The organism is Streptomyces tricolor, from assembly GCF_002155905.1.
Classification (GTDB): Bacteria; Actinomycetota; Actinomycetes; order Streptomycetales; family Streptomycetaceae; genus Streptomyces; species Streptomyces tricolor.
The window spans coordinates 1-11187 of sequence record NZ_MUMF01000037.1 but is presented as its reverse complement, the minus strand read 5'-3'; the positions used below and the strand labels follow the sequence as shown (position 1 = coordinate 11187).

12 protein-coding genes and 1 pseudogene are annotated in these 11187 nt (G+C 72.5%); 11 read left to right on the top strand and 2 right to left on the bottom strand.

Annotation, left to right across the window (positions count from 1 at the left end; genetic code table 11):
• The 11 genes from CCN44_RS03155 to CCN44_RS03105 all read left to right on the top strand — a co-directional run.
• The coding region (locus CCN44_RS03155; RefSeq protein ID WP_244203881.1) for an enolase C-terminal domain-like protein at nt 1-1121 on the top strand (1121 nt) is incomplete at its 5' end.
• A 74-nt stretch (nt 1122-1195) separates the two neighbouring features.
• Entirely contained in the window at nt 1196-2353 is a 1158-nt protein-coding gene (locus CCN44_RS03150) for a carbohydrate kinase family protein (RefSeq protein WP_086696783.1), read from the top strand.
• A gap of 162 nt (nt 2354-2515) precedes the next feature.
• Nucleotides 2516-3595, top strand: a complete 1080-nt coding sequence (locus CCN44_RS03145) for a PhoH family protein (protein ID WP_059249480.1) — start codon at nt 2516-2518, stop codon at nt 3593-3595.
• A 12-nt stretch (nt 3596-3607) separates the two neighbouring features.
• Nucleotides 3608-4105, top strand: coding sequence for an rRNA maturation RNase YbeY (gene ybeY, locus CCN44_RS03140; RefSeq protein ID WP_030657030.1), 498 nt, complete (start codon nt 3608-3610; stop codon nt 4103-4105).
• Nucleotides 4106-4114: 9 nt separating this feature from the next.
• Nucleotides 4115-5416: a hemolysin family protein gene (locus CCN44_RS03135; protein WP_059249479.1), complete on the top strand. Its 1302-nt coding sequence runs from the start codon at nt 4115-4117 to the stop codon at nt 5414-5416.
• Complete coding sequence (locus CCN44_RS03130; protein WP_059249478.1) at nt 5413-5772, top strand: MmcQ/YjbR family DNA-binding protein; 360 nt, start codon at nt 5413-5415, stop codon at nt 5770-5772. Before CCN44_RS03135 ends, CCN44_RS03130 begins: the two co-directional genes overlap by 4 nt.
• A gap of 47 nt (nt 5773-5819) precedes the next feature.
• Nucleotides 5820-6839, top strand: a complete 1020-nt coding sequence (locus tag CCN44_RS03125) for a S66 family peptidase (protein WP_086696784.1) — start codon at nt 5820-5822, stop codon at nt 6837-6839.
• Between the two features lie 30 nt (nt 6840-6869).
• Nucleotides 6870-7223, top strand: a complete 354-nt coding sequence (locus CCN44_RS03120; protein WP_059249477.1) for a cytidine/deoxycytidylate deaminase family protein — start codon at nt 6870-6872, stop codon at nt 7221-7223.
• A 194-nt stretch (nt 7224-7417) separates the two neighbouring features.
• Nucleotides 7418-7894, top strand: coding sequence for a hypothetical protein (locus CCN44_RS03115; protein ID WP_059249476.1), 477 nt, complete (start codon nt 7418-7420; stop codon nt 7892-7894).
• Nucleotides 7895-8084: 190 nt separating this feature from the next.
• Complete coding sequence (locus CCN44_RS03110) at nt 8085-9413, top strand: WxL domain-containing protein (protein ID WP_086696782.1); 1329 nt, start codon at nt 8085-8087, stop codon at nt 9411-9413.
• A gap of 59 nt (nt 9414-9472) precedes the next feature.
• On the top strand, nt 9473-10498 hold the full coding sequence (locus CCN44_RS03105; protein ID WP_086696781.1) for a WxL protein peptidoglycan domain-containing protein: 1026 nt from the start codon (nt 9473-9475) through the stop codon (nt 10496-10498).
• On the opposite strand, the gene CCN44_RS03100 is transcribed toward CCN44_RS03105, so the two are convergent.
• Both CCN44_RS03100 and CCN44_RS03095 read right to left on the bottom strand, forming a co-directional pair.
• Nucleotides 10392-10730, bottom strand: coding sequence for a P-II family nitrogen regulator (locus CCN44_RS03100; protein ID WP_059249473.1), 339 nt, complete (start codon nt 10728-10730; stop codon nt 10392-10394). The genes CCN44_RS03105 and CCN44_RS03100 overlap by 107 nt on opposite strands.
• Nucleotides 10727-11187: pseudogene (locus CCN44_RS03095) on the bottom strand (ammonium transporter); the annotation flags it as partial. The gene CCN44_RS03100 and the pseudogene CCN44_RS03095, both read right to left, overlap by 4 nt.

Sequence of the window (11187 nt, the reverse complement as noted above, 5' to 3'; positions counted from 1 at the left end):
AGTACCTGGAGCCGGCCCGGACGCTGGCCGGGCGGCTCACCGGACGGTCGGTCATGGATGTGAACGGCCTGTTCGGGATCGACCTCGCCGTGGACCCCTCCCGTGTCGAGGGCGAGGCGGACGCCGGCGGGCTGCGCGGGGTGCAGACCGCCGACAAGCTCCGGCTGTCCGTGCTGTCCGCCTTCGAGGTCGCCTGCCTCGACGCCCAGGGCAAGGCGCTCGGACTGCCCGTGCACGCGCTGCTCGGCGGCAAGGTGCGGGACGCCGTCGAGTACAGCGCCTACCTCTTCTACAAGTGGGACGGGCACCCGGCGGGCGTCCCCGCCGAGCCCGACGAGTGGGGCGCCGCGCTCGACCCGGCCGGCGTGGTGGCCCAGGCCCGCCGGCTCCAGGAACGGCACGGGTTCGGCTCGTTCAAGCTCAAGGGCGGGGTCTTCCCGCCCGACGAGGAGATCGCCGCCGTGCGCGCCCTCGCCGCGGCCTTCCCCGGCCACCCGCTGCGGCTCGACCCCAACGGCGCCTGGTCGGTCCCGACCTCGCTGAAGGTCGCGAAGGAACTCGCCGGCGTCCTGGAGTACCTGGAGGACCCGGCGCTCGGCACCCCGGCGATGGCCGAGGTGGCCGCGGGCACCGACGTGCCGCTCGCCACCAACATGTGCGTGACCACCTTCGGCGAGATCGCGGAGGCGTTCACGAAGGACGCCGTCCAGGTCGTCCTCTCCGACCACCACTACTGGGGCGGGCTGCGCAACACCCAGCACCTCGCCGCGATCTGCGCCGCCTTCGGGGTCGGGGTGTCCATGCACTCCAACACCCACCTCGGCATCAGCCTCGCCGCGATGACCCAGGTGGCGGCCACGGTCCCGAACCTGCACCACGCCTGCGACTCCCACTACCCCTGGCAGTCCGAGGACATCCTCACCGAGCGGCTCGCCTTCACCGACGGCCGGGTCGCCGTGTCCGACGCGCCCGGCCTCGGCGTCGAGCTGGACCGGGACGAACTGGCCCGCCTGCACCGGCGGTGGACCGAGGACGACGGCGCGCTGCGCGACCGCGACGACGCGGCGGCGATGCGCACCGCCCGGCCGGACTGGCGCACCCCCGCCATGCCCCGCTGGTAACCGGCGCCGCACGGCATCCCGGTGCGTGACCTGGTGCACACTGGCCAGAACCGCACCACGCCAGGGAGCGCACCGTGACGCCGTCGCACACCCTCACCGGAGAGGAACCGGAACACCTGACCCAGGCAGCGCGCTGCCAGACCCAGGTCGACCCGCTCGCCGCGCTGCGCGCCCCCGGCGACCCGCCCTGGGACGTCTACCTCACCGGCACGGTCTTCCTCGACATCATCTTCACCGGCCTGGACTCGGCGCCGGTCCGCGGCACCGAGTCCTGGGCCCGGGGCATGGGCTCCAGCCCCGGCGGGGTCGCCAACATGGCCACCGCCCTGGCCCGGCTCGGCCTGCGCACCGCCCTCGCCGCGGCCTTCGGCGACGACCACTACGGCGAGTACTGCTGGGACGCGCTGGAGCGGGGCGAGGGCATCGACCTCTCCGCCTCGCGGACCGTACCCGGCTGGCACTCGCCGGTGACGGTCTCCATGGCCTACGAGGGCGAGCGGACCATGGTCTCCCACGGGCACGAGCCGCCCACGGAGGCCGTGCTCCTCCAGGAGGGCGGCACCGGCCGGCCGCCGCGCGCCCGGGCCGCCGTCGCCTCCCTCACCCCCGGCCGGAGCGCGCCGTGGATCGCCCAGGCGGCCCGCGCGGGCACCCGCATCTTCGCCGACGTCGGCTGGGACGAGACCGGCGCGTGGGACCTGTCCGGCCTGGCGGACCTGGAGCACTGCGAGGCGTTCCTGCCCAACGCGGAGGAGGCGAAGCGGTACACCGGCGCCGACTGCCCGCGGCTGGCCGCGCACGCCCTGACCGAGTACGTGCCGGTGGCCGTGGTGACCCTCGGGGAGGAGGGGGCCTACGCCGTCGACCGGCGCACCGGGGAGGCCGCCGAGGTGCCCGCGATCGCCGTGGAGGCACTGGATCCCACGGGGGCGGGGGACGTCTTCGTCGCCGGGTTCGTCACCGGTTCCCTGGCGGGGTGGCCGCTCGCCGACCGGCTGGCCTTCGCCGGGCTCACGGCCGCGCTGTCGGTGCAGGAGTTCGGGGGGTCGCTGTCGGCGCCGGGGTGGTCGGAGATCGGGGCCTGGTGGCGGCGCGTGCAGTCGCTTCCCGGGCAGGACCCGAAGGCGTTGCGGCGGTACGCGTTCCTGGAGGGCCTGGTCCCGGAGGAGCTGGACCGGCCCTGGCCGCTGCGGCGGGCCGTGCCGACCATCGGGTTCCGCCGGTCGGGCTGACGGCCGCAGGGAAGGCAGGGCCGGCCGGTGCACCGGGCCGGGACGCGGTGGTACGAAAAGCCCTACAGGCTTGTCAGCCCCCCGTCGTACCCTGGAATCGCGAGGCCGCCCTCAGCTGTGCGGCCGTGACGAGGAGGAAGCGCAGGCCTTAAGCGCCGGCCCATGACACAGACACCCACAGCTCACACCTCCGCGCAGGAGCAGGCGAGAGCGCAGTTCACCGTCCCCGCCCAGCACCCCATGGTGACCGTGCTGGGTTCCGGCGACTCCCTCCTGCGCGTGATCGAGAGGGCCTTCCCGGCGGCCGACATCCATGTCCGGGGCAATGAGATCAGCGCGGTCGGCGACCCCGTGGACGTCGCCCTGATCTCGCGCGTGTTCGACGAGATGATGCTGGTGCTCCGCACCGGGCAGCCGATGACGGAGGACGCAGTGGAACGCTCGATCGCCATGCTCAAGGCGAGCGAGAACGGGACGAGCGACGGGCCCGAGACCCCGGCGCAGGTGCTGACGCAGAACATCCTGTCCTCGCGCGGTCGCACGATCCGCCCCAAGACCCTCAACCAGAAGCGGTACGTCGACGCGATCGACAAGCACACGATCGTCTTCGGCATCGGCCCCGCCGGTACCGGCAAGACCTACCTGGCCATGGCGAAGGCCGTGCAGGCCCTTCAGTCCAAGCAGGTCAACCGGATCATCCTGACCCGGCCGGCGGTGGAGGCGGGCGAGCGGCTCGGCTTCCTGCCCGGCACGCTCTACGAGAAGATCGACCCGTACCTGCGCCCGCTGTACGACGCGCTGCACGACATGCTCGACCCGGACTCCATCCCGAGGCTGATGGCCGCCGGGACGATCGAGGTCGCGCCGCTCGCCTACATGCGCGGTCGCACGCTCAACGACGCCTTCATCATCCTGGACGAGGCCCAGAACACGAGCCCCGAGCAGATGAAGATGTTCCTCACCCGCCTCGGCTTCGACTCGAAGATCGTGATCACGGGTGACGTGACCCAGGTCGACCTGCCCAACGGGCAGAAGTCCGGTCTCAGGCAGGTGCAGGACATCCTCGAAGGCGTCGAGGACGTCCACTTCTCCCGGCTGTCGTCCCACGATGTCGTACGGCACAAGCTGGTGGGCCGTATCGTCGACGCGTACGAGAAGTACGACAGCAAGTACGGCACCGAGAACGGCGCCCCCAAGGGCGGCCGTGGCAAGTCCGGCGCCAAGGGCTCCAAGGGGAAGTAGACCAGCACGACCATGTCGATCGACGTCAACAACGAGTCCGGCACCGAGGTAGACGAGCAGGCGATCCTCGACATCGCCCGCTACGCGCTCGCGCGGATGCGCATCCACCCGCTCTCCGAGCTGTCGGTGATCGTCGTGGACGCCGACGCCATGGAGCAGCTGCACATCCAGTGGATGGACCTGCCCGGTCCGACCGATGTCATGTCGTTCCCGATGGACGAGCTGCGCCCGCCGTCCAAGGACGACGACGAGCCGCCGCAGGGGCTGCTCGGCGACATCGTGCTGTGCCCGGAGGTGGCCGCCAAGCAGGGGGCCGAGGCGCCCACGCAGCACTCCATGGACGAGGAGCTGCAACTGCTCACCGTCCACGGTGTGCTGCACCTGCTCGGGTACGACCACGAGGAGCCCGACGAGAAGGCCGAGATGTTCGGGCTTCAGGCCGCCATCGTGGACGGGTGGCGGGCCGAGCGCGGCCTGACCGGGCCGTCCCCGGCGCCGACCGTCTCGTAAGCGGGCCGTATGTCACTCCAGCTCGTGGTCGGGGCGATCGCGCTGGTCGTCGTGGCCTGGCTCGCCGCCTGCGCGGAGGCGGGCCTCGCGCGCGTCTCCAGCTTCCGCGCCGAGGAGGCCGTGAAGGCCGGGCGGCGGGGCAGCGCCAAGCTCGTCCAGGTCGCCGCCGACCCCACCCGTTATCTGAACGTGGCCCTGCTGGTCCGCGTGGCCTGCGAGATGGCCGCCGCGGCACTGGTGACGTACGTCTGCCTCAGGGAGTTCGACGCCACCTGGCAGGCCCTGCTGGTCGCCATCGGCGTGATGGTGCTCGTGTCGTACGTCGCCGTCGGCGTCTCGCCGCGCACCATCGGCCGCCAGCACCCGCTCCACACGGCGACCGCGGCGGCGTACGTGCTGCTGCCGCTCGCCCGGATCATGGGGCCCGTGCCCTCCCTGCTGATCCTCATCGGCAACGCGCTCACGCCCGGCAAGGGTTTCCGGCACGGCCCCTTCGCCTCCGAGTCGGAGCTGCGCGCGCTGGTCGACCTCGCGGAGCGGGAGTCGCTGATCGAGGACGAGGAGCGCCGGATGGTGCACTCGGTCTTCGAGCTGGGCGACACGCTGGTGCGCGAGGTCATGGTGCCGCGGACCGACCTGGTCACCATCGAGCGCTTCAAGACCATCCGCCAGGCGCTGACACTGGCGCTCAGGTCGGGTTTCTCGCGCATCCCGGTGACCGGGGAGAGCGAGGACGACATCGTCGGGATCGTGTATCTGAAGGACCTGGTCCGCAAGACGCACATCAACCGGGACGCGGAGGGCGACCTGGTGTCCACGGCGATGCGCCCGGCCGTGTTCGTGCCCGACACCAAGAACGCCGGCGACCTGCTGCGCGAGATGCAGAAGGAACGCAATCACGTCGCCGTCGTCATCGACGAGTACGGCGGCACCGCCGGCATCGTCACCATCGAGGACATCCTGGAGGAGATCGTCGGCGAGATCACCGACGAGTACGACCGGGAACTCCCGCCCGTGGAGGACCTCGGTGACGACCGCTTCCGGGTCACGGCCCGCCTCGACATCACCGACCTCGGCGAGCTGTACGGCCTGGAGGAGTACGACGACGAGGACGTGGAGACCGTCGGCGGCCTCCTCGCCAAGGCGCTCGGCCGGGTCCCCATCGCCGGCGCGTCCGCCGCGGTGGACCTGCCCGACGGGCGCAGCCTGCGGCTGACGGCGGAGGCCGCGGCCGGCCGCCGGAACAAGATCGTGACGGTCCTGGTCGAACCGGTCCCCGTCCCGGTCACCGAGCAGGAGAAACCCGAGTGACCCCCCAGGAGCTGCGCGTCTTCTGCCTGTCGTTCAACGCGGTGGTGGAGGACTTCCCGTTCAACCCCGAGACGTCGGTGTTCAAGGTGCTGGGCAAGATGTTCGCGCTGACGAACCTGGATGCGCGGCCCCTGACGGTCAACCTGAAGTGCGACCCGGAGGACGCGGTGCGGCTGCGCGGGGAGCACGCGGGGCTGATCATCCCCGGGTGGCACATGAACAAGCGGCACTGGAACACCGTCACGGTGGACGGCGGGCTCCCGGACCGGCTGGTGAAGGAGCTGATCGAGGACTCGTACGACCTGGTCGTCGCGGGTCTGCCGAGGGCGGAGCGGCTGCGGCTGGACCGGCCGTAAATCCTTTGCCGGGGCCGGTCGCGGGCATGCCAGAATCCGGCATGACCATGACCGTGCGTTATCCGCGCCCCCTGCGCCCCGGTGACCGTATAGGTGTGACGTCCCCCTCCAGCGGGGTGCCCGAAGAGCTGCGCGGGCGCCTCGACGTGGCCGTGCGCGACCTGGAGGCGCTCGGGTACGAGGTGGTCGTCGGCCGGTGCATGGACGGCTCGACCCACATCAGCGCGCCCGCGGCGGAGCGCGCCGCCGAGCTGACCGAGATGCTGACCGACCCGGCGATCCGGGCCGTGATCCCGCCGTGGGGCGGGGAGACCGCGATCGACCTGATGCCGCTGCTCGACTTCGAGGAGATCGGGCGGGCCGAGCCGACCTGGCTGGCCGGCTGGTCGGACATCTCCGTCCTCACCACCCCGCTGACCCTGCTCACCGGTGTCGCCACCGTGCACGGCAACAACCTCATGGACACCCCGTACCGCACGCCCGAGGGCCTCACGTCCTGGCTGGACATCGTCACCGCCGCACAGGGCGAGCCGTTCCGCCAGACCCCGCCGGGCCGTCACCGGTCGGGCGGCTGGGACGACTGGGCCGCGCACCCCGGCATCCGCGACCTCACCCTGGACGCCGAGGGCACCTGGACCCGCCTCGACGGCACCGGCGACGTGGACGCCGAGGGCCGGCTGATCGGCGGCTGCATCGAGATCCTCGCCAATCTCACGGGGACCCCCTACCTCGACACCTCGCGGTTCGCCGGGAGCGAGCCGCTGCTCGTCTACGTCGAGGCCTGCGAGGACAACGCGTTCGAGATCTGCCGCAACCTGCACGGCATGCGGCTCGCCGGCTTCTTCGACCGCGCCGCCGCCGTCCTGGTGGGCCGCACCCACGCCCCGGACAGCCGCACCCTCACCCAGCACGAGGCCGTCCTCGACGCGCTGGGCCCGCTGGGCGTGCCGGTCATCGCCGACGTCGAGTGCGGGCACGTCCCGCCCTATCTGCCCCTGGTGAACGGCGCGCGGGGACGCGTCGTGCACACGGCCGCGCGCAGCGAGATCGTGCAGACCCTCGACTGACACCCGCCCGGCACTTCGTATGCTCGGTGCATGACCGAGAGCAACGCGCTTGACCCCGAGGACCGCAAGATCGTGACCCTGGCCCGTTCCGCGCGGGCCCGCAACGGTGTCCCCGAGGGGGCGGCCGTACGGGACGAGACCGGGCGGACGTATGTCGCCGGGTCGGTGGATCTCGCCTCGCTGAAGCTGAGCGCGCTGCGCACGGCCGTCGCCATGGCCGTGGCGTCGGGGGCCGCGTCCCTGGAGGCGGCGGCGGTGGTGAGCGAGGCGGAGTCGCTGCCGGCCGAGGACCTGGCCGCCGTCGCCGACCTCGGCGGATCCGGGACGCCGGTGCTGCTCGCCGGTCCCGACGGAGCCGTCCGGGGCACCCTCTCCGCCGGCTGAAGCGACCGAACAGCAGGTCGGCTGGAATTCAACCTTGTTGGGTTCCGGCCGACGCGCATCAATGGGCCATACGTCCCGACGGACCGTCAGATCCGCACCCCCGTGCAGCGCGCCCGCACCCGCCTGCGCAGGCCTCCCCGTCCGTCGGCCGTCCCCCCATGGCACTCCCCACCAGGAAAGGGAAGCGGATCCCCATGAGAGGCACACGCACGGCAACAGGTGCGGCACTGGTGGCCGGGGCCCTCGCGGTCACCGGACTCGCCTTCGCGCCCACCGCGGCCGCCGTCACTCCCCAGTCGGCGACCATCACCGCGAGCTGCGGCATCTTCGGCGGCGGCGCGGCCACGCTCACCGCCACCCAGAGCGGCACCTCGGCCGCCATCACCCTGACCTCCACCGCGATCAAGGCGCCCGTCGCGGTGGCCCAGGACTCGATCACCTCCACGCTCACCATGGCCAAGGCGGGCGGCGGCAGCACCGTCTTCAGCGGGAAGAAGAACCCGGCCATGGCCAGTGGCGCCGCGGTCAGTGTCGGCCCCCTCCCCGGCACGGTGGCCTCCGGTGACAGCCTGGACGCGTACGGCGGCTCGCTGAAGATGGTGATCTTCGGGGTCACCGTGACCTGTACGACCCCGGCCAAGCAGTCGCCCGGCCCGTTCGTCTTCGACTGATCCGGCTGATCCACTGATCCGGCCGGCTGATCCGGCCGGCCGAACCGAGCGATGTGTTCCGGATGCCGCAGAAACTGATGATCCGTCAGGTTTCTGCGGCATCTCCATTGACTTCTCACCCCGGCTCCACATCAATGCCCCCTGTCGGCGCAGACGAGCCGCTGCGCCCGCAACCCTCAGGAGGGGGCCCATGGGTCGTACACCCCGAAGAGCCCGACGGTGGCGCTGGGCGTCGCTGTTCGGGTCGACCGCCCTCGCGGTCACCGCGGGCGGCGCGCTGGCCTGTCCGGCCGGTGCCGCCGGCACCGACGTGGACTTCGCCACGCACTGCATCCCGCCGGCCGTCTCGGGTCTTCCGCCGATCGACGGCACCACCACCGCCCGCGTGTCGGTGGACACCACCAGCCCCAAGGTCGGCGACACGGTCACCGTGACCTACACCGTGGTCACGGCCGCCGCGGGCAACCCCACCGACCTGGCCCTGCCGGCCGACATCATGACCCCCACGGGAAAGGTGACGCTCGGCGGCGCCCAGAGCGGTGACATCACCGTCGCCGGGCCGAAGAAGAACCCGCCGGTGCCGGGCAAGGCGGTCTTCCCGTCCTTCTCCATGACCGGCACGTTCACCGTCACCAAGGCCGGGCGGATCACCCTCTCGCCCGGCGACTACACCATCCACACCAGCTACATCCTGGAGCTGGACACCCCCTGCACGGTCATCACCCCGCCCGCCCCGGTCTCGCAGACCATCACCGCGACCGACGACGACCCCGGCAACACCCGGGCCATCACCCTGGGGTCGGCCTCCGGTGACCCCGGCGCCCGGGTCACGGTCAGCGGCAGCGGCTTCACGCCGGGCGCGACCGTCACCCTGGCCGGGCGGGCCGGCGCCACCCAGACCGCGGACACCGCCACCGTGACCGCGGACGCCCGGGGCGCCTTCAGCGGCTCCCTCGTCGTCAACGACCGGGCGACGACCGGGATCGTGGCCTACGAGGGCGGCGCCTGGAACCCGGACAGGGGCGCCGGCCCCGCGGCCTACGCCGTCCACGACGACACCCCCGTCCCCGACGGCAGCCAGAAGCTGACCACCACCGTCACGGCGGGCACCCTGGCCATGTCCCAGGCCGGTGACTCCGTCGCGCTGTCGGCGGTCGACTTCGGCCAGGGCGGGGCCTCCACCGGCCGGCTGAACACCGTGACCGTCAAGGACTTCCGCGGCGGGCCCGCGGGCTGGTCCCTGACCGGCAAGGTCACCGACTTCACCGGCCCCGGCGCCAAGATCGACGCCGGGAAGCTCAGCTGGACCCCCGCCTGCGCCACCAAGGCGGGCAGCCCCAGCACCTGCAAGGCCGGGTCGGCGGGCACCGTGGGCAGCGCGGGCGCGACCCTCGCCTCCACCCCCAACGGCACGCTCACCGGCGGCCAGTTCACCGTCGACGCCGGACTCTCCCTGGACGTCCCGGCGTTCACGCCGCCCGGCGCGTACTCCGGCGTGCTCACGCTGACGCTCACCTGACCGCACGGGCGTCCGCACCCGCCCGTTCCCCCGTCTCCCGCCCGTGGGGGTCCGCACCCATGCGCAAGCCCTCCGTCCTCCTGAGCCTGCTCGCCCTGCTGTCCCTGCTCCTCGGCCTGCCGGTGCCGGCCGCCCGCGCCGCCGACAACGGCAGCTGGTCCGTCTACCCGGTCGCCTCGAAGAGCGCCGCGCGGCCCTACTTCACCCTCTCCGCCGAACCCGGCCAGACCCTCACCGACAAGGTCGCCGTCCGCAACAAGACCGCCCAGCCGCTCACCTTCCGGCTCTACGCGGCCGACGCCTACAACACCGCGCGCGACGGCGGGTTCGCCGTACGGACCCTGAAGGAGCGGATGCGCGGGGTGGGCGCGTGGGCCAGGCCCGCCACCGCACGCGTCACCGTGCCCGGCCACCGGACCGTCACCGTGCCCTTCACCCTGCGCGTCCCGCGGGACGCCGAGCCCGGCGACCACCCCGGCGCGCTCGTCGCCCTGGACGAGCACGTCGACACCGGCAGCGGCCGGCTCGCGCTCGGTGTGCGGCGGGCCGTGGGCGCCCGGATCTACCTCCGGGTCGGCGGTCCCACCCTGCCCGCGCTCTCCGTCGAGCAGCTGCGCGTCAGCCACCGCCAGCCGCTCGTCCCCGGCCTCGGTGACAGCACCGCGACCGTCTCCTACACCCTGCGCAACACCGGCAACGTCACCCTCAGCCCCCGGGTGGAGCTGACGGCGCGCGGGCTGTTCGGCCGTACCCTGCTGGACCGGGAGCTGACCGGGGTGCCCGCCGAGCTGCTGCCGGGACAGCGGGTCCGGCTCACCGAGACCTGGCGCGGGGCACCCCAGCTCGACCGGGCGCGGGTGACGCTCACCGCGCGCGCCCGGGACAGCCGGGAGTCGGCGAGCGCGGGCTTCCTCGCCCTGCCCTGGCTGCCGGTGGCGCTGGTGCTCGCCGCGGCCGTGGCGGCCGGGACGCTGCTGGTCAGAGCGCGTCGGGTCCGCGCTCGCCGGTCCGCACCCGGACGACCGTCTCCACCGGAACGGCCCACACCTTCCCGTCCCCGATCTTCCCCGTCTGCGCGGCCCTGACGATCGCGTCGATCACGTCGTCGGCGACGGCGTCCTCCACCACGACCTCGATGCGCACCTTCGGCACCAGGTCGACGCGGTACTCGGCCCCCCGGTACACCTCGGTGTGGCCGCGCTGCCGGCCGTAGCCGCTCGCCTCGGTCACGGTCAGACCGTGCACCCCCAGCTCCTGAAGGGCGGTCTTGACCTCGTCCAGACGGTACGGCTTGACGATCGCGGTGATGAGCTTCATGCCTGGGTGTCGACCTTCTGCGTGCTGGCTGGGCTGAGGACGGAGTGGGAGACCGGGGCGCCGTGGCCCAGGACGCCGTGATCGTATGCGGTCTCGGCGTGCACCGTAAGGTCCAGCCCGGTGTGCTCCTGCTCCTCGCTCGCGCGCAGGCCCAGCACCGTGTCGAGCAGCTTGCCGAGGCCGTACGTCACGGAGAAGGCGTACCCGGCGACGACGACCACGGCGAGCAGCTGCTTGCCGAGCGGGGCGAGCCCGCCGCCGTGGAACAGGCCCTCCGTGCCGCCGGTCATCGCCCTGTCGGCGAACAGCCCGATCAGCAGGGTGCCGATGATGCCGCCCACCAGGTGGACGCCGACGACGTCCAGGGAGTCGTCGTAGTTCAGCTTGAACTTCCAGCTGACGGCGTAACTGCACACCACACCGGCGGCCAGGCCCACGACCAGGGCGCCGAGCAGGG